Annotated in this window: 28 protein-coding genes; all 28 read right to left on the bottom strand. The window is 51.5% G+C overall.

Going from position 1 to position 21,672, the window contains the following annotated elements; translation table 11 throughout:
- Positions 1–6: 6 nt before the first annotated feature.
- The 28 genes from RID21_RS12285 to rpoC all read right to left on the bottom strand — a co-directional run bounded on the left by RID21_RS12285 (position 7) and on the right by rpoC (position 21,636).
- The gene (locus RID21_RS12285; protein WP_145044946.1) at positions 7–1,026 is read right to left on the bottom strand and encodes a DNA-directed RNA polymerase subunit alpha; all 1,020 of its coding nucleotides are present in this window, start codon (positions 1,024–1,026) and stop codon (positions 7–9) included.
- A 124-nt stretch (positions 1,027–1,150) separates the two neighbouring features.
- Positions 1,151–1,531: a 30S ribosomal protein S11 gene (gene rpsK / locus RID21_RS12290; RefSeq protein WP_145044949.1), complete on the bottom strand. Its 381-nt coding sequence runs from the start codon at positions 1,529–1,531 to the stop codon at positions 1,151–1,153.
- Between the two features lie 147 nt (positions 1,532–1,678).
- Positions 1,679–2,065: a 30S ribosomal protein S13 gene (gene rpsM, locus RID21_RS12295; protein WP_145044951.1), complete on the bottom strand. Its 387-nt coding sequence runs from the start codon at positions 2,063–2,065 to the stop codon at positions 1,679–1,681.
- A 59-nt stretch (positions 2,066–2,124) separates the two neighbouring features.
- Positions 2,125–2,241 (bottom strand): 50S ribosomal protein L36, encoded by a 117-nt coding sequence (gene rpmJ / locus RID21_RS12300; protein ID WP_144980856.1) that lies wholly within the window; start codon positions 2,239–2,241, stop codon positions 2,125–2,127.
- A gap of 252 nt (positions 2,242–2,493) precedes the next feature.
- Positions 2,494–3,858, bottom strand: a complete 1,365-nt coding sequence (secY, locus tag RID21_RS12305) for a preprotein translocase subunit SecY (RefSeq protein WP_149338393.1) — start codon at positions 3,856–3,858, stop codon at positions 2,494–2,496.
- A gap of 132 nt (positions 3,859–3,990) precedes the next feature.
- Positions 3,991–4,443, bottom strand: a complete 453-nt coding sequence (gene rplO / locus RID21_RS12310) for a 50S ribosomal protein L15 (protein ID WP_145192462.1) — start codon at positions 4,441–4,443, stop codon at positions 3,991–3,993.
- On the bottom strand, positions 4,443–4,922 hold the full coding sequence (gene rpsE / locus RID21_RS12315) for a 30S ribosomal protein S5 (protein WP_350189269.1): 480 nt from the start codon (positions 4,920–4,922) through the stop codon (positions 4,443–4,445). The genes rplO and rpsE overlap by 1 nt, the downstream gene beginning before the upstream one ends.
- Before the next feature lie 36 nt (positions 4,923–4,958).
- Positions 4,959–5,324, bottom strand: coding sequence for a 50S ribosomal protein L18 (gene rplR / locus RID21_RS12320; RefSeq protein ID WP_145044959.1), 366 nt, complete (start codon positions 5,322–5,324; stop codon positions 4,959–4,961).
- A 77-nt stretch (positions 5,325–5,401) separates the two neighbouring features.
- The gene (gene rplF / locus RID21_RS12325) at positions 5,402–5,947 is read right to left on the bottom strand and encodes a 50S ribosomal protein L6 (protein WP_145044961.1); all 546 of its coding nucleotides are present in this window, start codon (positions 5,945–5,947) and stop codon (positions 5,402–5,404) included.
- A gap of 67 nt (positions 5,948–6,014) precedes the next feature.
- Positions 6,015–6,410, bottom strand: a complete 396-nt coding sequence (gene rpsH, locus RID21_RS12330; protein WP_149338395.1) for a 30S ribosomal protein S8 — start codon at positions 6,408–6,410, stop codon at positions 6,015–6,017.
- 80 nt (positions 6,411–6,490) lie between these two features.
- A complete protein-coding gene (gene rplE / locus RID21_RS12335) occupies positions 6,491–7,036 on the bottom strand; it encodes a 50S ribosomal protein L5 (RefSeq protein ID WP_197993706.1) in 546 nt (181 codons plus the stop codon).
- 63 nt (positions 7,037–7,099) lie between these two features.
- Positions 7,100–7,453: a 50S ribosomal protein L24 gene (gene rplX, locus RID21_RS12340; protein WP_155365055.1), complete on the bottom strand. Its 354-nt coding sequence runs from the start codon at positions 7,451–7,453 to the stop codon at positions 7,100–7,102.
- Between the two features lies 1 nt (position 7,454).
- Positions 7,455–7,823 (bottom strand): 50S ribosomal protein L14, encoded by a 369-nt coding sequence (gene rplN / locus RID21_RS12345; protein ID WP_145192468.1) that lies wholly within the window; start codon positions 7,821–7,823, stop codon positions 7,455–7,457.
- A gap of 94 nt (positions 7,824–7,917) precedes the next feature.
- Positions 7,918–8,163, bottom strand: coding sequence for a 30S ribosomal protein S17 (gene rpsQ, locus RID21_RS12350; RefSeq protein ID WP_145044969.1), 246 nt, complete (start codon positions 8,161–8,163; stop codon positions 7,918–7,920).
- A gap of 27 nt (positions 8,164–8,190) precedes the next feature.
- On the bottom strand, positions 8,191–8,400 hold the full coding sequence (gene rpmC, locus RID21_RS12355; RefSeq protein WP_002649721.1) for a 50S ribosomal protein L29: 210 nt from the start codon (positions 8,398–8,400) through the stop codon (positions 8,191–8,193).
- A 90-nt stretch (positions 8,401–8,490) separates the two neighbouring features.
- A complete protein-coding gene (gene rplP / locus RID21_RS12360; protein ID WP_145192471.1) occupies positions 8,491–8,910 on the bottom strand; it encodes a 50S ribosomal protein L16 in 420 nt (139 codons plus the stop codon).
- The gene (gene rpsC / locus RID21_RS12365; protein ID WP_145192474.1) at positions 8,849–9,550 is read right to left on the bottom strand and encodes a 30S ribosomal protein S3; all 702 of its coding nucleotides are present in this window, start codon (positions 9,548–9,550) and stop codon (positions 8,849–8,851) included. Before rpsC ends, rplP begins: the two co-directional genes overlap by 62 nt.
- A gap of 68 nt (positions 9,551–9,618) precedes the next feature.
- Entirely contained in the window at positions 9,619–9,963 is a 345-nt protein-coding gene (rplV, locus tag RID21_RS12370; RefSeq protein WP_145192477.1) for a 50S ribosomal protein L22, read from the bottom strand.
- 81 nt (positions 9,964–10,044) lie between these two features.
- Positions 10,045–10,311, bottom strand: coding sequence for a 30S ribosomal protein S19 (rpsS, locus tag RID21_RS12375; protein ID WP_145044978.1), 267 nt, complete (start codon positions 10,309–10,311; stop codon positions 10,045–10,047).
- Positions 10,312–10,372: 61 nt separating this feature from the next.
- The gene (rplB, locus tag RID21_RS12380) at positions 10,373–11,230 is read right to left on the bottom strand and encodes a 50S ribosomal protein L2 (protein ID WP_145044980.1); all 858 of its coding nucleotides are present in this window, start codon (positions 11,228–11,230) and stop codon (positions 10,373–10,375) included.
- 75 nt (positions 11,231–11,305) lie between these two features.
- The gene (gene rplW, locus RID21_RS12385; RefSeq protein WP_145044982.1) at positions 11,306–11,614 is read right to left on the bottom strand and encodes a 50S ribosomal protein L23; all 309 of its coding nucleotides are present in this window, start codon (positions 11,612–11,614) and stop codon (positions 11,306–11,308) included.
- A 53-nt stretch (positions 11,615–11,667) separates the two neighbouring features.
- Positions 11,668–12,297, bottom strand: coding sequence for a 50S ribosomal protein L4 (gene rplD, locus RID21_RS12390; RefSeq protein ID WP_350189271.1), 630 nt, complete (start codon positions 12,295–12,297; stop codon positions 11,668–11,670).
- Between the two features lie 51 nt (positions 12,298–12,348).
- On the bottom strand, positions 12,349–13,038 hold the full coding sequence (rplC, locus tag RID21_RS12395; protein ID WP_350189273.1) for a 50S ribosomal protein L3: 690 nt from the start codon (positions 13,036–13,038) through the stop codon (positions 12,349–12,351).
- A gap of 167 nt (positions 13,039–13,205) precedes the next feature.
- Positions 13,206–13,538, bottom strand: a complete 333-nt coding sequence (gene rpsJ / locus RID21_RS12400) for a 30S ribosomal protein S10 (RefSeq protein WP_002649712.1) — start codon at positions 13,536–13,538, stop codon at positions 13,206–13,208.
- A gap of 272 nt (positions 13,539–13,810) precedes the next feature.
- Complete coding sequence (gene fusA, locus RID21_RS12405) at positions 13,811–15,910, bottom strand: elongation factor G (protein WP_350189275.1); 2,100 nt, start codon at positions 15,908–15,910, stop codon at positions 13,811–13,813.
- A 179-nt stretch (positions 15,911–16,089) separates the two neighbouring features.
- Positions 16,090–16,569: a 30S ribosomal protein S7 gene (rpsG, locus tag RID21_RS12410; RefSeq protein WP_145192489.1), complete on the bottom strand. Its 480-nt coding sequence runs from the start codon at positions 16,567–16,569 to the stop codon at positions 16,090–16,092.
- 96 nt (positions 16,570–16,665) lie between these two features.
- A complete protein-coding gene (gene rpsL, locus RID21_RS12415; protein WP_145114887.1) occupies positions 16,666–17,037 on the bottom strand; it encodes a 30S ribosomal protein S12 in 372 nt (123 codons plus the stop codon).
- 231 nt (positions 17,038–17,268) lie between these two features.
- A complete protein-coding gene (gene rpoC / locus RID21_RS12420; RefSeq protein ID WP_350189277.1) occupies positions 17,269–21,636 on the bottom strand; it encodes a DNA-directed RNA polymerase subunit beta' in 4,368 nt (1,455 codons plus the stop codon).
- Positions 21,637–21,672: the final 36 nt, after the last annotated feature.

The following is a 21,672-nucleotide window of genomic DNA, read 5'->3' on the forward strand; positions in this document are numbered from 1 at the left end:
GTCCGATTAACGCGGCTGTTGTGAAGACGAGCTGGGAATCTTCATCCCCAGACGCAGACCGATCTGGTTCAGTCGTTCACGAACTTCAACCAGGGTGGTTTCCCCGAAATTACGTACGTGTAACAGATGATCTTCCGTTTTGCCGACCAGGTCGCGAACGGTGTTGATCCCTTCCGATTCCAGGCAGTTGGTCGCACGGACAGACAGGTTCAGCTCGGCCAGGCTCTGGTTGAGTTTCTCTTCCAGTTCCAGGTCGATCGGTGCGTAACCGGTCGTATCCAGCATCCCTTTGAGACCGCCTTCCGGTGGCATTTCTGGACCGGGCTCACGGTAAGTAATAAACGGATTGAGGTGTTTTCGCAGAATCTTGGAAGCTTCTACCAGGGCCATATCGGGCTTAACGGTTCCGTTGGTCCAGATTTCCAGGATCAGCTTGTCGTAGTTGGTCCGCTGACCAACACGGGTATCTTCAATTTTATAACGGACGCGAACGACCGGTGAGAACGTGGCATCGAGGGGAATCACGCCAACTTCGGTTTCATGCTGAGCATGCTCGGAAGCAGGGATATATCCACGACCGTTATCAATGGTCAGTTCCATGTTGAGTGGAACGTCGTCGGTCATGGTGGCGATTACCAGATCTTTGTTGATCACTTCAACCTGATCGTCGGTAATGACGTCAGCACCGGTAACCACACCACGCTCGTGTTTTTCAATCCGCAGTGTCTTGGTAGTCGAGCTGGAGTTCTTGACGATCAGCGACTTGAGGTTCAGGCAGATTTCGGTAATGTCTTCGACAACACCGGGAATCGTGGTGAACTCGTGCTGGACGCCCTGAATTTTGACGCGTGTCACTGCGCTGCCTTCCAGGCTGGAAAGCAGAATGCGCCGCAGACTGTTGCCGATCGTCGCACCGAATCCACGTTCGAATGGTTCGGCTACAAACATACCATAGGTGGATGTCATTGAGTCCCGGTCAGGGATGACACGGCTTGGTAATTCCAGTCCTCGCCAACGGATTCGCATTGAAATAATCTCCCAAGAACACATTTAAACAGAATGCGATTCGGAAACCAGCACTCTCGTTATATTTTAAATTCAGTCTGAACGCTTTCGCGAACAGTCTTCACAGCGTCACCTGCGTAACGGATCAGACGCGACGTTTTTTCGGAGGACGGCAACCGTTGTGTGGCAGTGGGGTGATGTCTTCGATCGCCTTGATCGAGATACCAGCTGTCTGCAGACCGGTGATTGCACTTTCCCGTCCGGAACCAGGTCCCTTGACGCGAATTTCCATTTCTTTCACACCAAACTTGGAAGCTTTTTCCGCACAGATTTCTGCAGCCCGCTGAGCAGCAAAAGGAGTGCTCTTACGACTTCCCTTGAATCCGGAAGTACCTGCTGTGGCCCAGCAGAGTACATCACCGTTCAGATCGGTAATCGTAACCGTGGTGTTGTTAAACGTTGCTTTAATGTAAGCAATCGCTTTAGTGATGTGACGTTTCACTTTTTTTCGTTTGACTTTAGCCACTCTGCAACTCCTGATGTTTCTGTCTGTTGGATCTCAGAAACTGAAACTCATTTTGATGGAATGTTTTCTCGTTAAGCCGAACATGGTGCCGGCATTGTATCGTCTCTCAACTCGCCTCTGATCAGTCTCCTGGAGCAGGGACCGATTTTAGTGACGAGCGTCTTTAACACCCTTCTTACCAGCAACGGTTTTCTTACCACCTTTGCGGGTACGGGCGTTGGTCTGTGTATTCTGGCCGCGTACGGGCAGTCCGCGACGATGACGAATTCCGCGGTATGACTGAATGTCCCGCAGACGGGCGATGTCCTGCTGTGTCGATCGACGCAGCTGACCTTCGACGGAATAGTCCGTATCCAGTACGTTTACGATACGACTCAGCTCATCGTCAGTCAGGTCTTTAGCCTTCATCTGGGGATTGATTTCCAGCTTGAAGCAGATATCAAGAGCTGTCACCCGTCCGATGCCGTACAGGTAAGTCAGGGAAACATAAACAGGTTTTTCGTTCGGAATATCAACACCGAGAATACGAGGCATTTTATTTCACTCCGCTGGTTGTAAAAACTGAAATTAAATCATGCAAACTGAGTGCGAGACTAACCCTGGCGCTGTTTATGACGAGGGTTGGAAGAGCAGATCACGTACACACGCCCCTTCCGTCTGATGACTTTACAGCTCTCACAAATCCGCTTAACACTGGCTCGGACTTTCATCGTACTACGATTTCTCTATTAGTTTGGTTCACGTTTGGCGAGTCAGCAGAGAGAACCTCTCCGGCTCAAACACTGTAACTCGTGTAAATTCAGATAGTTGCGCCCATAAAATGAGCAAACTCCGGCTTCGTATCAAACCTGTACAATTTCCGAAGCGGAGCGAATCAGGAAATTATAAACGCCTTATGCGTAAATCGACAAGCGAAACACCCCTTTTTTGGTGAATTTCGCTGCGACTCGCCCGTTTATGACTTACAGATCGCTCTCAAGTAATCCAGAGTAGTTTCGCATAACCAGATGGCTGTCAATCTTGTTGACCAGGTCCAGCACTACAGAAACCACAATCAATAATCCGGTTCCACCGTAAAAACTCGCCACCAGGAAGTCGACACCCAGCCAGGTTGAAACCAGCGTTGGAATAATCGCGACCAGTGACAGGAACGCAGCCCCCACATATGTGATACGAACCATGACTGCTTCCAGATAGGCGGCTGTCCGGGCACCAGGACGATATCCCGGGATGAACGAACCGTAATCTTTCAGGTTTTCTGCCATATCCTTGGGATTAAAGGTAATCGCCGTCCAGAAGTAGCAGAAGAAGTAAATCAATATCACATAAGAGATTGTGTATACAAAACCACGACTCATCGGCTGGAAAGCCCCGTCCAGCATGGACAGGAAGGTGGAACTGGTCCACACTGAGCTCATCCAGTGGAAGACAAAGTAAGGGAACATCAGCAGACTGGAAGCGAAGATGATCGGCATCACACCTGCCTGGTTAACACGCAGCGGCAGAGACTGACGTTGACCGCCGGAAACCCGACGCCCCCGTACGTGCTTGGCACTCTGAATCGGAATGCGACGCTGCCCCTGGGTAATTGCAATCACCCAGACCACCACGAAGACAAACACGAGAGCCAGAATCAGCAACCGGTCAATCCCGGTGTCGGTTCCCAGTGCGATCCCTTTATCCAGAGCCGGTTCAATCAGACTCCAGCCTGCCTGCGGCATTCGGGCCAGGATCCCTGCCATAATCAGCAGACTGATCCCGTTTCCGATACCGTAAGCATCGATCTGCTCACCAATCCACATCAGGAAGATGGTCCCCGTGGTCATGGTGATGGTCGCCACCATCTGGTAATAGAGGCCGCCGTACCCGTCGAGGATCAGACTCTTACCCGAGCCCAGACCACCCGCCAGGGTATGGATCCAGAAGTAACTCTGTGCCAGACAGATCACGACCGTTGCATAACGTGTATATTCATTAATCTTCTTACGCCCGGCTTCACCCTCTTTCTGCAGACGTTCCAGCGGTGGATAGACTGTACCCATCAGCTGGAAAATAATCGAAGCAGAGATGTAAGGCATGATGCCCAGACCGAAGATGGTACTCTGACCAATATTCGAAGCTGAGAACAATGAGATCACCTGCATCACCTGACCCAGGCCACCCTGTTGGCTTTGCAGATCCTGCAATGTCTCGGAAAGCTGTGCCTGATCGATGAACGGCAGCGCAATCCAGAATCCCATCCGGTAAACTGCCAGCAGGATGAGTGTCAGCAGAATTTTTCGGCGAAGCTCGGGAATCTTGAAGAGTACAGTTAATTTACCGAGCATGGATAGCGGTCCTTTGTGTCATAACTCAGCAGAAGAAAAATGGATAATCTTTGTGCTTCAGATCTTAACGAATAGAGAAGAAAAGGGGAATCGTATTCCTGTCTGCTGAAATCAAGTCCTTGAATCAATTACTTATGACAAAATCCGACTGACGGAACCACCGGCTGCCTGAATCTTGGATTCAGCAGATGCGGAGAACAGGTGAGCAGTCACGCTCAGCTTTTTGCTGAGATCGCCGTTACCCAGGATTTTGACCTGATCGAACCGACCTTTAGCCAGTCCTTTCGCAGCCAGAATTTCCGGAGTAATTTCGGCACCGTTGTCGAAGGCCTGCTCGAGAGCAGCTACGTTGACAACCGCGACCTTCTTGGCGAACTGTTTATTGTTGAAGCCACGTTTAGCAACACGCATTGCCAGCGGGGTCTGTCCCCCTTCGAAGCTGGTACGACGGGATGCACCCGCACGGCTGCCATAACCTTTGTGACCGCGAGACGATGTCTTACCATGCCCCGATCCGGGACCACGGCCAACACGCTTGCGTTTTTTATTCTTTTGTATTCCGCGATGAACGTCATCAATAATCATTAGACTTCTACTCCTCTCAAGCGTGCAATATCGTCACGGGTTCGCAGTTTTGAGAGCCCATCAATTGTGGCTTTAACTACATTGATTGGATTGTTGGATCCACGACTCTTTGTATAAATGTCAGTAATTCCGACTGCTTCTACCACAGCACGCACACCAGTGCCGGCAATAATACCGGTACCAGGACGAGCGGGTAACAGCAGGACGCGGGAAGAACCGAAGCGACCGACGACTTCGTGAGGCACGGTGTGCTCAACGATCGGTACTTTGACCATGTTGCGATTGGCCTGCTTGACGGCTTTATCTACAGCCAGCGGCACTTCGATCGCTTTGCCATAACCCCAGCCTACCCGGCCTTCTTTATCGCCTACGACGACCAGAGCAGTAAAGCTGAACCGACGGCCCCCCTTGACTACGCAGGCACAACGGCGGATCTGGATGACGGTTTCTGGCGTTTGTTTTGTCGATTCTTTTGACACGGTATCTTCTCCAACCCGTATAGAGTGTTGTCTCGATTAAAAATCCAGCCCTGCCTGACGGGCAGCATCTGCCAGGGCTGCTACCCGACCATGGTAGCGGTAAGGTCCGCGATCGAAGGCGACCTCTTTGATCCCTTTTTCAGCGGCCCGCTCACCCAGCAGTTTGCCAACCTTTTCAGCGGCAGCAATGTTGCCACCCACCTTGATTTCGCCGGCCAGAGACTTGTCTTTGGTGCTGGCTGAAACCAGGGTTGCCCCTGCAGTGTCATCAATGATCTGGGCATAAATATGATTGTTGCTACGATAAACAGACAGACGGTAACGGCCCGTTTTACGGACTGTGTTACGAATCCGGAACGAACGTCGTGACTTCTGTTTTTTCAGCGTTTTTTCTAGTTTCATTTTACCGTCATCTTCTCTTAAACAGTGGCCATCGGCCTGACAGTCAGACTACCTGAATCATCAGCAGTTGAATACCGTTAGTTAGCAAAGGCCTTACCGGCTTTCCGCCGTACGTATTCGCCTTCGTAACGAATCCCTTTACCTTTGTAAGGTTCAGGAGGACGTACGCTGCGAATGTTCGCTGCAAACTGACCGACCATATGCTTGTCTGGTCCGCTGACCACAATGTTGGTTGCGTTGGGAAGTTCGCAATTCACTCCCTGTGGCACATCCAGCACGATTGTGTTGGCAAACCCGACCTGCAGGCTCAGTTTCTGACCATTCAGTGATGCCTGGTAACCCACGCCCTGAATTTCCAGCTTTTTCACGAACGGTGTTTCCACACCCTGAACCATGTTGGCAATCAGTGCCCGGGTCAGACCGTGCAGAGCACGATTTTTACGCTCATCGTCAGGACGAATCACGTTGACCTCGTTGGCTTCCGAATCAAATTCCACACTCATCGCCGGATGGTAGGTAAACTTCAATTCACCCTGCTTACCTTTGACGGTGATGGTTCCGCCATCCACCTTAATTTCGACTCCGGTGGGAACGGCAACTGGTTTTTTACCGATTCGAGACATAACTTCAATTTCCAGTTAAATTAAATCGTGGCAGATACAGATCGGCCAGCCTTGCGGCACGTTTGGATTACCAGATGGTGCACAGCAGCTCGCCGCCCACACCTTCTTTTTTCGCTTCACGATTGCTCAGCACGCCTTTGCTGGTAGACAGGATGCTGACACCCAGCCCCTGCAGAACTTCCGGCATGGACCGCAGGTCCTGGTAGTGGCGACGTCCGGGTTTACTTTCACGGACGATTCGCTGAATGACGCGTTCCCCGTTGGGACCATATTTCAGATTGACACGCAGCACGTTCTGTGGAGTGTCTTCAATGACTTCATAGTCCCAGATGTAACCTTCCCGCTGCAAGGCGCCAGCGATGGCGGTCTTGATTTTGGAAGCAGGAATATCTACAAACGGCCGTTCAATCTGCAGTGCATTACGAATTCGTGTCAGCATGTCTGCAATGGGGTCTGTCATCATTAGCTGGCTACCCTCACTTTAATCTCCGACGATCTACCAAAAAAATTGTGTTGTATCTTATTGAAATCTTTGAAACGCGATTACTTGCGGAAAGGCATACCGAGCTCGGTCAGCAACAGCCGACCTTCGTCGTTATCCTTGGCAGTAGTCACGATAGTAATATTCATCCCCTGGGCATGATGCACGGAATCGGGATCGATTTCCAGGAAAACCACCTGCTCGTTGAGACCCAGGCTGTAGTTGCCTGCACCGTCGAACGCTTTGGGATTTACCCCCCGGAAGTCGCGTACACGCGGCAGAGCCAGGGAGATCAGTCGTTCCAGAAATTCGTACATCCGGGTGCCACGCAGGGTTACGCGACAGCCGATTTCCTGACCTTCACGCAGTTTGAAACCAGCCACAGACTTACGGGCCCGGGTGATCTGCGATTTCTGGCCTGCCAGAATTGTCAGGTGGTCAGCTGCTTCAGTCAGACGCTTCCGGTCCTGGTTGGCAGCACCAATCCCCATGCTGATCACGACCTTTTCAATCTGAGGCAGTGAGTGCACGTTGGTGCGTCCCAGTTTTTCCTTCAGGACGGGAACAATCTCTTCACGATATTGTTTTAATAATGTTGGTATTGCCATGTTTCTGTTTCAGACCGGCCGAACTTCGGAACAGTCTTCCTTACTGAAAACTACTGATGCTGATTACTGTTTCTGGTATTTTGCATTCGCTGGACTGATCGTTCCCAGTGAGGCATCGCACGATTTGCAGAACCGTTCTTTGCTGCCATCAGCGGTGTAACGATATCCGATGCGGGTCCCTTTACTGCAGGCTTCGCAGTAAAACTTGACGTTGGAAGCATCGATCGGCATCTCAATTTCCAGACGTCCCCCCTGAGGGCTCTTGGGATGTCCGCGTTTCACGTGCTTCAGGGCACGGTTTACATTTTCTACTGTCAGCTTTTTACCGCCATCGACGACCGACAATACACGCCGGGGAGTATCGCCTGCATCGGCTCCGGTGACCACAATCACTGAATCGCCACGTCGTATCTTCATCTCAGACCACCTCGTTTGCCAGGCTAATAATTTTCAGATAACGGCGTTCGCGGAGTTCACGTGCTACAGCGCCGAAGATACGGGTTCCACGAGGGTTCCCATCACCGTCGATCAGCACGATGGCATTCCGATCGAACTTCACATAGCTGCCATCATCGCGGCGGCAGGGATACTTGGTGCGTACGATCACGCCCCGCAGTACCTGGCCTTTTTTAATGTTACTGCCAGCCAGTGTCTTCTGGATACTTACGACAATCACATCGCCGACTTCAGCAGTCCGACGGCCTGTACCACCCAGCACTTTAATGCACCGCGCGACTTTGGCTCCGGAGTTATCACATACATCCAGATCGGTTTGCATCTGAATCATGGCTTTGCCTGTTCCTTATCAACCAAAAAGATGAGGAAAATCCTGATCTTTGTACTATTAACTAAACCGAACCTGTAGTCGGTCAGAAGCGACTTCAGTCCTGTTTCTTCTCTACAACTCGGATTAAATCCCAACGCTTTGTCTTGGAACGGGGACGGCTTTCGATAATTTCTACCGTATCCCCTTCCTGTGCTTCATTCTGTTCATCGTGCACGTGGCAGACAGTCCGACCGCGAACGGTTTTCCCGTACAACGGATGACGGTATCGTCGCTGAATTTCAACCCGCAACGTTTTGTCCATTTTGGCACTGGCCACTAAGCCTGTCAGTTTTTTTCGCATGTCTTCTACTTACCCTAACGAGCCTGATTAAGCATTATTCTGCTGACTTAATTCGCGTTCACGACGGATTGTCTGAATCCGGGCAATTTCCCGTCTGAGCCGCTTAATGTTACTCGGTGCATCGAGCCGCTCCGTTGCCGCCTGGAAGCGCAACTGAAACAGTTCTTTCTGTGTTTCCTGCAGAGCAAATGACAATTGCTCATCATTCATCTCGCGTAATTCACTTGCTTTGGTCATCAGTCAAACCCAATGATTGTTTATCAGTCTCGCTGTAAGATGCAGACAGGACTAAAGTGTTTTAAAAAATCAGTTATCTGGTCGACAGCCCTAGACGGACGGACGACGTTCTACCAGCCGGACGTTAACTGGTAACTTGTGTGCCACACGAGCGAAACAGCGTTTTGCTGCCTCGTGCGAGACACCTGCCAGTTCGAACAGAACCGTACCTGGCTTGACGACGGCGACCCAGTGATCCGGTTCCCCTTTACCCTTACCCATACGGGTTTCCAGAGGACGGGATGTTACCGACTTCTGCGGGAAGATCCGGATATAGAGCTTACCTTCACCTCGAACATATTGTGTGGCTGCAATTCGGCACGCTTCGATGGTTTGAGCTGTGATATGCCCCGGGTCCAGAGATTGTAAGCCCCATTCACCAAAGGCAACAGTGTTACCACGTGTCGCATTACCTTTTATGCGCCCTCTTTGGCTTTTGCGGTGCTTGACCCGCTTTGGCATTAACGCCATCGCGATTCTCCTCATCTGAATAATCACCAAGGTCAATCCAAACTTTCACTCCGATGACTCCGAAGGTGGTGTGTGCCTCGCGGAATCCGTAGTCAACGTGACGCTGCAGAGTCGACAGGGGGATTGAACCACGGCTTGCTTTTTCACGCCGTGACATTTCCGCTCCACCCAGACGACCGGAAAGCTCGATCTTAATTCCATGAACGCCCGTTTCCATTACCTGGTCCAGGGCACGCTTAATAGTTCTTCGAAAGCTACCACGCTTGGAAAGCTGCTGTGCGATATCTTCCGCTACCAACGCCGCACTCTGCAGTGCATTGTCAACTTCAATAATCTTCAATTCCATCCGACGACCGGTGAGATCTTCAAGTTCGGCTTTCAACCGGTCTACTTCCTGTCCCTTACGACCAATGATGATCCCGGGACGGGCCGTAAATAAGTGCACCACTACCTGATCGCGAGTTCTTTCGATCTCCACTTTCGGGATGCCGGCAAACTTATATTTGGTTTGAATAAATTTACGTACCTTCTGATCTTCAACCAGCAATGCCCCAAAATCTTTCTTGGAGGCATACCAACGACTTCTCCAGTCTTCAACGACTCCGACTCGAAATCCGGTTGGTCGAACTTTTTGCCCCATGATACAGGTTATCCTTTAAGTATTTCTGGTTGAGAATAATAAGTGTCTGGCAACAGTGATCCGATTACCTAAGGCAATTCGGGAGCATCAATCGATACATGAATGTGAGACATCCGGCGACGAATCGTGTAGGCCATACCGCGAGCACGGGGCTGAATCCGTTTAAACATCGGACCGCCATCAACGCGTGCTTCGGTGATTTTCAGGCCTTCCACATTGCGGGCACCTTTGTCTTCAGCATTGGCCATCGCACTCTTGATAACCTTTTCCAGGAAACGGGCACCCCGGTTCGGAATGTATTTCAAAGAATCCAGACCTTCCGAAGCAGTCATTCCCCGAACCATGTCTGCAAAAGGACGCACCTTAGTTGCTGAGATTCGTGCAAATCGATGCATTGCTCGAACTTGCCCCATGACGATTACTCCACTTCACTATTGCTTAATTTCTATCGGTTACCGGCCTGTCAGGCCGTAATCACCACCAACACAAACAGTTTATTTCTTCTTAACGGTATGGCCGCGGAAGTTACGGGTCAGGGAGAACTCTCCCAGCTTGTGACCCACCATTTCTTCGGTGACATACACGTTTAAGTGAGCGCGCCCGTTATGCACCAGGAAAGTGTGACCTACAAATTCCGGAGCAATAGTTGATGCCCGAGCCCATGTCTTGATCGGCGTCTTTTTTCCCGATTCGTTCAACTTCTCAATCTTCTTCAGAAGTTTAACGTCAACATAAGGCCCTTTTTTCAGAGAGCGACCCATAAAACTTGTCCTCAATTATCGAAAACAGATAGTTATTTTTTATTCAGTTCAACACACTACGTCAGAGTTTCAGCTGGCCATAACGACGAGACTTACGCCGCCGAATGATAGCCTTTGATGAAGCTTTTTTCTTCTTGCGGGTCTTTCCACCTTTCGCAAGCTTACCAGTCGGACTACAGGGATGACGCCCCCCGGAGTTACGACCTTCACCACCACCCATCGGGTGTGCCACAGGGTTCATACAGGTACCACGCACGTGAGGACGACGCCCCATCCAGCGTTTACGACCAGCTTTACCCAGTACAACTTTTGTATGTTCAGAGTTACCAATTTCACCAATCGTTGCCCGGCAGGAACTGGGAACACGACGCACTTCGCCGGAAGGCAGAGTGATCTGAGCCCAGTTATCTTCGCGAGCATTCAGAACAGCACCTGTACCGGCACTCCGGCACAGCTGTCCGCCACGACCTGGCTGCATTTCAACATTGTGTACCATCGAGCCCAGCGGAATGTTTGCCAGAGGCATACAGTTGCCGACGTTCGGCTCAACCTTTTCGCCACTAACTACGGTATCACCGGCGGTCAAACCTTCCGGTGCCAGGATGTAACGCTTTTCACCATCAACATAGTGCAGCAGCGCGATCCGGGCCGAACGGTTGGGATCGTATTCAATCCCGTTAACCTTAGCTGGAACACCATCTTTATTTCGACGGAAGTCGATCAGACGATACATCCGCTTGTGCCCGCCGCCGCGATGCCGTGCGGTGATCACACCCTGGTTGTTTCGTCCACCTTTTTTCTTGTATCGTACGAGCAGGGATTTCTCAGGAGCCTTCTTACGATCTGTGATCGCTGCGAAATCGCTCACCGATGCACCACGCCGACCTGGTGTCGTTGGCTTGTAGAATCGGATTCCCATAATTTAGTTCCTCAATGATCTGCTGGTTTCAAAAACCGGTTCACAATCTGTCTTCAATGCAACCCAACCTGCGGCTTAGAAGAATGAAATACGATCATCCTCGTGCAGTTCGACAATTGCCTTCTTCCAGGATTTTGTATAACCAACTTTATATCGATGGCGACGCGGCTTTCCGCCCCGGTTCTGGGTTCGCACGGAAACCACACGCACATTCCATAAATCAGATACCGCTTTTTTGATATCCGTCTTTGTCGCAGATTTATCAACGACAAACGTGTATGTATTGTAAGACTCAGACTGATGAGTCCCTTTTTCTGTCACCAACGGCCGGATGACGACCTGATACGGTTCCAGCTGAACGCCTTTTTTTGAACCATCTGACATAACTGTTAACCTCAATATCCAGACTGGACTTTTAAACCAGGCACTTCGTCAAATTAACCTTCATTCCGACCGAGCAGCACATCCAGGGCCGACTTAGTCAGCACCATCTGCCGCTTATGCAGAACATCGTATGCATTCAGATCACTGGCAGGAGAAACCTGAACCCCGGCAATATTGCGGGCAGACTTCCAGACCACAGGATCGTGACCATCAACCGTCAACAGACAACTGGTGCCGGTCAGACCGAGTGCTTTCAGCACGCCGGCGACTTCTTTTGTTTTTGGCACTTCGAGAGCCAGCTCATCCAGCAGAGTTACCTGCTCATCTTCAAACTTACTCAGAATCGCCATCCGGGTTGCGAGCTTGACTGCCTTCTTAGGAAGACGGTAACTCCAGTCTTTCGGAGACTTCGCAAAAGTGTGACCACCACCCCGACGAACAGGAGTCCGGACCGCACCAGCACGAGCCCGGCCCGTACCCTTCTGACGGTACAGCTTTCTGGTACTACCAGCCACCATACCGCGGCTTTTGGACTTTGCAGAACCAATCCGCTTATTCGCCTGGTACATCACAACCACATCGTGGAGCAACTGGCGGTTGATACCACTGGCCAGTTCGGTGGACTCGAACTCATACTTGCCCACTTCTTTGCCAGCTTTATCTTGAATTGCAACTGAAATCATTTCGACACCATTTATTAAGGCAGAATCAGGTAACTACTTCAAACACCCGAATCAATATTTGTTAGTATGACGAATGACGAGATCACCACCGTTGGGACCGGGGACGGCACCTCTTACCAGAAGCACACCATTCTCTTCGTCAACGCGGACAACTTTCAAGTGTCTGACAGTAATCTGCTTACCACCATACCGACCACCCATCCGCGTCCCCTTAAGAACACGAGAAGGATCTGCACTCATACCAATTGAACCACCATGGCGGTGCACACGCTTTACACCGTGTGTCGCACGCTGACCGGAGAAGTTATGACGTTTCATAACACCGGCAAAACCACGACCTTTACTGGTTCCAACCACGTCAATGTGAGTCACTTCATTGAACAGCGAAACGGTAAGCTCGTTACCCACTTCACAGCCATGATCCTCACCATCCACGCGAAACTCTTTAATAAATCGCTTGGGCTCACAACCCGCCTTGCCGGCAACGGCCACACCCGCTTCTGTACGTTTTTTCTGACGCTTACTGTCCAGGGCGGCAACATGACCACGCTCACTGCGAGCAGACAGACGACGAGGCTTATCACCAAAACCGACCTGAACCGCTTCGTAGCCATCGGTGTCTAACGTGCGCACCTGCAAAACATGGCAGGGGCCAGCCTGAATCACCGTAACAGGAACCAGGACTCCATCGTCGTAAACTTGGGTCATTCCGACCTTTTTACCCAGCAGACCGACAGGCATACTCATCACCCTTAAACAACGGGAACAGAGCTTCTACGAAATCCGCCCGCAGGCGAAAGCAAGAAGCATAGCACCACCAGCGATCAAATCGCCGGATCCCTAACCAATCAAGCAGACCCGGCGCAACACCAGACCCGCGAGCATCATAACGAAAACTTTATAAAGAACTAGTTTCCGCCAGCGGACGCCTTAATTTTAATATCAACCCCAGCAGGCAGAGACAATTTATTCAAAGCATCAATCGTCTTGCCGGTTGGAGACAAAATATCAACCAAACGCTTATGAGTCCGAATTTCAAACTGCTCACGAGATTTCTTATCGATGTGAGGTCCCTTCAGAACCGTATATCGCTCAATCCGCGTCGGCAGAGGAATGGGGCCATGCACAATCGCACCGGTTCGCTTCGCCGTATCAACAATATCTGCTGCCGACTGATCCAACACGGAGTGATCATAAGCTTCCATGCGAATTCTAATTCGCTCTTGACTCGCAACGGCCACCAATAAATTCCTTCACTAAAATATGACTCAGACCCTGTTTAGACAACTTTCTCGCACAGGGAAGCGAGCAATATTACTGGGAGCCTCACCGGTTGTCAACAACCCCAACAAAGCAGAAAATGCTTTTTTTGAAATTCCGACATTCCAGTTCAACCAGCGACCCAGCCACTGTTCATTTGAAACCTGCCACGCAACTTTCAAAATCGTAGACGTGACAAGTTACACATTCACCCCCTGGATACCAAGGCTGCCACGTCTCAAATTTTTAAAAATTATCCAATCATCTCTTTTAAAACGCTCTGTGGAGCCGCTGCATACTTCAATGGCTCCATCGAGAACGAGGCCCTCCCCTGCGAGAGACTGCGAATCTGGGTAGAATAGCCAAACAATTGTGAAAGAGGGGCTTCCACTTCCATCACACACAAATCTCCGCGCCATTCACTGTTGAGCACATTGGCATTCCGCGAACTGAGATCTGCCTGGATATTACCACGAAATTCATCAGGCGTTACGACTTCCATTTTCATGATCGGCTCGAGTAACTGAATCTTCGCATCCATAATACATCCATGCAATGCCTCGGACGTGGCCGCCTCGACTGCAACATCGTTGGTCTCGCCTTCGCGAGACTGTGCATCCAATACCACGAACTGCACATTCATCAAAGGAAACCCAACCTGGCCGCCCCCATCGACACCCAACCGCAGTGTCTCCATCAACTCTTTTTCCAATTCGGGATCCAGCACATTCGGCTTCAACTGGCTCTTGACGGAAATCGGCTTATCCCCTTTGAAGGGCTCCAAACGCAGCTTGACTTTGAAATACATATTCCCGTTGGCTGAAGGACGATTGAATTCGACCTCTTTCTCGACAGCCGCAGCAACAGTTTCCCGATAACTCACGCGCGGCTTATGCACTCGCACACTCAAGTTAAACTCTTTCTGCATTCGGTTTCGTAACACCTCCAGATGCAATTCGCCCATCCCGGAAACAATGGTCTGTCCCGTCTCCTCGTTAGCCACTGCTTTAAACGTGGGATCCTGACGGGACAGCTTCTGCAATGTCTCTTCGAGCTTCTTCCGATCCGCGCTCGACTCCGGCTCTACCGCCATCGAGATCACAGTCTCCGGAAATGAAATGGTTTCCAGCAGTATCGGGTTTCGAATATCGCAGAGCGTATCACCAGTCACAGCCTCTTTCGGTCCGATCACCCCGATGATATCTCCTGCGTCAATACTGTCTGTCTCAACCTTTTCACGCGCCCCGGCCTGCACGCGCCACAACTGACTGACCAGCTCTTTCTTGCCGGTCCGCGGATTCAACAGGCGACTGCCACTCTTCAACTGCCCCGAGTAAACACGCATGAAACACAAATCGCCGTGCTTGTCCGCCTGAATCTTGAAGACGAGCCCACACATCGGATCATCCACACTGGGGCCGCGCGTCTCATGCTCACCGGCCTCGCCCCCCCGCTTTTTGGGTTGCGGATTAATTCCCTCGACCGGCGGCCGATCCAGCGGACTGGGCAGGAAACTCGTCACACCATCCAGTACGGGCTGGACACCAATGTAATTCAGAGAGGAACCACAGAAAGTCGGCTGCAGATCCCCCTTGAGCGTTGCCTCACGGAGCAATCTGATAATGACATCCTCTGCGATATCTTCAGTCTCGTAATACTGCTCCAGCACCGCTTCATCGAGCTCAGCGACCGACTCCAGCAATTTGGCACGCCACTCCTGTGCCTTTTCCAGATAGGCCTCCGGAATCTCCTGCACTTCGAACTGATCTCCCATCGACTCCTGGTCATAAAACAGGGCCTGCATCTTAATCAGGTCAATCACACCACTGAAAGAATCGCCGGTTGATGTTGTGCCTTCACCAATGGGAATCTGCAATGCCACGGGATTAGCGCGCAAGCGTTTCTTAATCTCTTCGAACGTCCGTTCGAAGCTGGCGCCGATACGGTCCATCTTGTTGATGAAACAGATGCGGGGCACATTGTACTTATCCGCCTGCCGCCAGACCGTTTCACTCTGCGCCTCAACCCCTTCCATCGCACTGAAGACCACGACCGCACCATCGAGTACGCGCAGACTTCGCTCGACCTCAGCGGTAAAGTCGACGTGCCCGGGAGTGTCGATAATATTGATCGTGTGCCCGTTCCACTTGCAGGTAATCGCCGCAGAGTAGATCGTGATTCCCCGCTTCGCTTCCTCTTCGTCGAAGTCGGTTGCAGTCGTACCTTCATCCACCCCACCCGGGCGGTGCAGGAACTTGGCGTAGTAGAGAATCCGCTCGGTGGTCGTCGTTTTACCGGCATCAATATGTGCGATAATCCCGATGTTTCTGATCTGATCTATTGAAGTTGACATCCTGGTCCTGCCATTCCAACTGAAATTGAATCACAAAAACAAAAACCCAACTGCCGTGAATCCCCTATTGGACTTCAACCGGCCAGCTGGCTTCAGACTTTTCAATCTACAAAAAAAAAGACGCAGCAGGCAATGGTTTATCACCATCGCCAGTGCGTCTAATTGATCGTTACTTTGCCTTAGCGTGAGAAGGCGAAGTGAGCAAATGCCTTGTTCGCTTCAGCCATACGATGAATATTCTCACGGGTAGTGATGGCAGTACCTTCTTTTTTGTGTGCAGACAGAATTTCGTCAGCCAGACGAACTTCCATCGGACGACCTTTCTTGCCGCGAATCGCAGCCAGAATCCAGCGAATCGCCAGAGTCTGCTGACGCTTAGGATTCACAGGGGTCGGCACCTGGTAAGTAGCACCACCCACGCGCTTCGAACGAACTTCAACACTGGGCTTAACATTTTCGACAGCCTGTGTGAAAACTTCGATCGGCTCAACATCGGGAATACGCTCTTTGATGCGATCCAGAGCTGAGTAGAACACGTTTTGAGCAATGCTCTTTTTGCCATCATGCATCAGACAGTTAACAAACTTGGAAGCCAGCAGTGAATTGAACCGCGGATCTGGCTTCAGCTGAGTCGCACTGGCTGTAAACTTCTTGCTCATTCCATCTTTTCCTCTGACATTTGCCTCAGCACCTCACGGGGCACTGATGAATGTAATCAAACTGTGTGAATTTTATATGCTTGATAAACCAGGCGACTATTTGGGGCGCTTGGTTCCGTAACGGCTACGTGCCTGACGACGATCATTGACGCCCAGGGTATCCAGAACGCCACGAATCACTTTGTAACGCACACCAGGAAGGTCGCGAACACGACCACCACGCACCAGCACGATCGAGTGCTCCTGCAGGTTATGACCTTCACCGGGGATGTAAGCCGTCAGTTCCTTGCCGTTCGAAAGACGAACACGGGCCACTTTACGCAGAGCGGAGTTCGGCTTTTTCGGGGTCACTGTTTTGACCTGCAGACAAACCCCACGCTTCTGAGGGCAACCTTCCAGCAGCGGAGTCTTACTCTTAGAGGTCTGCTTCTTTCTTGGCTTACGAATCAATTGATTAATTGTTGGCATCGAGATAACCCATCTTCGTTCAATGCTTGAACTTCAATAATAACTTCTATTTACAGGCAGCCATTGTAACAAATGACCACTATTATATGCAATTAATTCCCTGTTGCCAGAGTTAGGAACGGGACAATGTATCCAGCCTGCAGGCATCCGTCAAGTCTCACGAATCACCCAATTCGGGATCTGAGACAAAGTGAATTCTGCTCGCAGACCAGATACGCTTCCTTTATTCCTTTACTCGTCAAAAGGGTTCGGACTGGGGCTCGGCGGAGTGCTGTCCAGGGAAGAATCAGAGCCCCCCTGTCCATACTCTTCCGAATCCTGTCCACCACCCAGTGGAACCGGTTTGTCGGGCTGAACCTCGTTCAACAGGCTCATCCGTGCTGCCAGAATCCGCTCTTTCTCGGCCTTCAGCTCTTCCAGAGCCTCGGGACGAATCCGAACTTCGGCCGTCTGGTGCTGATAGAACCCGGTACCGGCAGGAACCAGGTGCCCCAGAATCACGTTTTCCTTCAGACCAACAAGATAGTCGACCCGACCGGCCAGAGCCGCTTCAGTGAGTACCTTGGTAGTTTCCTGGAAGCTGGCTGCAGAGATGAAACTTTCACTCTGAACCGAAGCCTTGGTAATCCCCAGCAACTGCGAGCTGGCCGAAGCCGGACGCGGTTTGGAGAAGCTGGCAGGTCCCTGACCGGCCAGTTCTACCTGGGCATTCACTTCTTCGATCGTCGCCAGTGGTACCAGGTCGCCTGGCTGGAAGTCAGTATCGCCGGAATCGACGACCTTCACGCAGGCACTGGTTTCTTCGTTGATCTTCTGGAAGGCCAGCTTATCCAGCACGATGCCCGGCAGCAGATTGGTATCACCCACATCTTCTACCAGCACCTTGCTCAACATCCGGGAAATAATGATTTCCAGATGCTTATCGTCAATCGTTACACGCTGTGCGCGATACACGTTTTGAATTTCATGCAGCAGGTACTGTTGAACGGCCTCGGTACCACTGACACGCAGAATGTCGTGTGGAACCAGCGGACCACGCACCAGTGCGTCTCCCGCTTTCACCAGGTCGCCAGCGTGTACCAGCAGGTGCTTACCGTGAGGAATGACATGCTCAACTTCAGTGCCGTCTTCCCCGCGGACAATCACGATTCGCTTACCACGTTTCTTTTCAGGTACGAACTCGACTTCGCCGTCAATTTCCGCGAGAACCGAAGGATCCTTCGGACGACGGGCTTCGAACAGTTCGGTCACACGCGGCAGACCACCGGTGATGTCCTGCGTACCGGAAGATTCACGGGGGTTCTTCGCGACCACCGTACCAGCGGTGATCTGCTGACCTTCTTCCACTTCGATACTTGCTTTTTCAGGCAGGTAGTAGAAGTCCAGAATCTTGCCGGTGCCATCTTCGATGATGATCTGCGGATGCAGTTCCCCTTTGTGTTCGATGATCGAACGGCGAATGTGACCACTGGGGTCCTTGTCGGTGCGGATGGTCTTGCCTTCCACACACTCTTCGAAGCGGACGCGACCGCCGACTTCCGCCAGGATCGAAATCGAGTGCGGGTCCCACTGACAGATGACCTGGCCTTCAGCAACCTCATCCCCTTCAGCAACACGCAGGGTTGCACCGTTGGGAATGGTGTAACGTTCGAGCTCACGGCCTTTCACATCGTTGACCACAACTTCACCGTTCCGAGTCAGTACAACGCTCATACCTTCGTTGTTGACCACGGTCCGGATACGTGCAAATGTAACTTTACCGGCACGACGGGTCCGAATTTCGCTTTCTTCCACCTCACGGGAAGCGGTACCACCAATGTGGAACGTACGCATCGTCAGCTGAGTACCAGGCTCACCCACACTCTGGGCAGCGATGATACCAACGGCCAGACCTTCTTCGACCAGCGAACCGGTGGAAAGGTCCATCCCGTAACACAGACGACAGATCCCCAGTGAAGATTCGCAAGTCATCGGGCTGCGTACCTGGATCTTTTCCAGACCCATATTTTCAATCCGACGGGCGATGTCCACGGTGATCATCTCGTTTTCACGCACGATCACTTCGTCGGTAATCGGATCGACGATGTTCGTCCGGCTGACGCGACCACGGATCGCATCGGTCAGACTCATTTCGACCTTTTCACCCCGGTAAACCACACCCCGGGTCATCCCCTGGGTCGTACCACAGTCGTGCTCGGTGACAACCACGTTCTGACAGATGTCTGCCAGCTTACGTGTCAGGTAACCTGAGTCCGCAGTCTTGAGAGCGGTATCAGCCAGACCTTTACGGGCACCGTGGGTCGAACTGAAGTATTCCAGTACGGTCAGACCTTCACGGAAGTTCGCCTTAATCGGCGTTTCGATGATCTCACCACTCGGCTTGGCCATCAGACCACGCATACCACCGAGCTGACGCATCTGTTCGATACCACCACGAGCACCAGAATTCGACATCAGATAGATCGGGTTCACATACTTCCCGTTTTCACGATAGTCGTTTTCCAGCTCGTGCATCATCGATTCGGTAATCTGCTCACGAGCGTGAGTCCAGGTATCGAGAACCTGGTTGTAACGCTCTTCAGCGGTAATCAGACCACGATCGTACAGCTTGTTTTTCTGCAGTACGGTCTTTTCCGAATCCCCGATTACCTTCGCCTTATTCGGTGCGGTTTTCAGGTCGCTGGTTGCGAATGACAGACCACTGAGCGTTGATTCCCGAAAACCAGTTTCCTTCATCTTGTCGAGCAGGTTGATCGTTTCGCGACGCCCCAGCTCCAGGTAACAGTCAGAAATCACGTTCGAGAGGTCACGCCCCTTCATCGTCAGGTTGTAGTAAGCCATCTTCTTGGGCAGAATGTCGTTGAAGATCACACGACCGGTGGTCGTTTCAATCAGACCGCCCATCTTGAAGTCGTCGGCCCCTTCCCCTTTGATGCGTTTGTCGGAAGGCATCCGGACCTTGATGATCGCATGGCGATCCAGCTTCTTCTGCTGAAAGGCGGCATGCACTTCACCCACATTGGAGAAGACCATTCCTTCTCCGACCCGCTCTGTTTTCTTGAGCGTCAGGTAGTAGCAACCCATCACGATATCCTGTGAAGGACGAATGATGGGGGCCCCGTCAGAAGGACTGAAGATGTTGTTGGTTGCCAGCATCAGGGTTGTGGCTTCTACCTGAGCTTCGATCGACAGAGGCAGGTGTACCGCCATCTGGTCGCCGTCAAAGTCAGCGTTGAATCCACCACAGACCAGCGGATGGACGCGGATCGCGTTTCCTTCCACCAGGATCGGCTCGAAGGCCTGAATCCCCATACGGTGCAGCGTGGGAGCACGGTTCAACAGCACCGGATGGTTCTGAATGACTTCATCCAGGATGTCCCATACATCCTCGTCTTTACGTTCCAGCATCCGCTTCGCAGACTTGATCGTATCGGCGTGTCCGCTGTCTTTCAGACGACGGATAATGAACGGCTGGAACAGTTCGAGTGCGATCTTCTTGGGCAGACCACACTGATGCAGTTTCAGTTCCGGCCCCACCACGATCACACTACGGGCAGAGTAGTCAACACGTTTACCCAGCAGGTTTTCACGGAAACGTCCCTGCTTACCTTTGATCATGTCGGTCAAAGATTTCAACGGACGGTTGGAAGAACCAAGCACGGGTCGCTTACAGCGGTTGTTGTCGAACAGAGCGTCGACCGACTGCTGCAGCATACGCTTTTCGTTACGCACGATCACTTCCGGTGCGTTGAGATCGACCAGCTTTTTCAACCGGTTGTTCCGGTTGATAATGCGGCGATAGAGGTCGTTCAGGTCACTGGTGGCGAAGTTGCCGGAATCCAGCAGGACCAGCGGACGCAGATCCGGAGGAATCACGGGAATCACTTCCAGCACCATCCACTCGGGACGGTTGTCACTGTCACGCAGCGATTCCACAATCTTCAGACGTTTAATGTAGTCTTTGCGTTTCTGCTGACTGTTGGTTTCAAACAGATCCTTGCGGAGCTGCTCGGAGAGCTCAACCAGATTCAGGCTCATCAGCAGCTTCTTGATTGCTTCGGCACCCATTTCGATTTCGAAGGAACCGGGGCCGTACTTGGCCTGATTCTGCCGGGCTTCCTCTTCGGTCATCGTCTGGCACATTTCCAGCGGGGTATCGCCCGGATCAGTTACCACGTAATCCTGGAAGTAAATCACTTTTTCCAGAGCGGTGGTCTTCATATTCAGCAGAGCACCCAGGCGACTGGGCATGGACTTGAAGAACCAGATATGCACGATCGGTGCAGCCAGCTCGATGTGTCCCATACGCTTTCTACGCACACGACTGTGGGTCACTTTAACACCACAACGGTCGCAGATCATGCCCTTGTATTTCATTCCCCGGTATTTACCGCAGGCACATTCCCAGTCTTTTTCCGGCCCGAAAATACGTTCGCAGAACAGACCATCCCGTTCGGGACGGTAGGTTCGATAGTTAATCGTTTCCGGCTTCTTGACTTCTCCGAAGGACCAACTCCGAATATCGTGTGGACTGGCCAGACCGATTTTCACGGAACCATAATCGTTAATTCGCTCGTAAGCTGTTTGTGCAACACTCACTGTGCACGCTCCTTATTTTCTGAACTATGTATGATC

This window comes from Gimesia sp., from assembly GCF_040219335.1.
Classification (GTDB): Bacteria; Planctomycetota; Planctomycetia; order Planctomycetales; family Planctomycetaceae; genus Gimesia.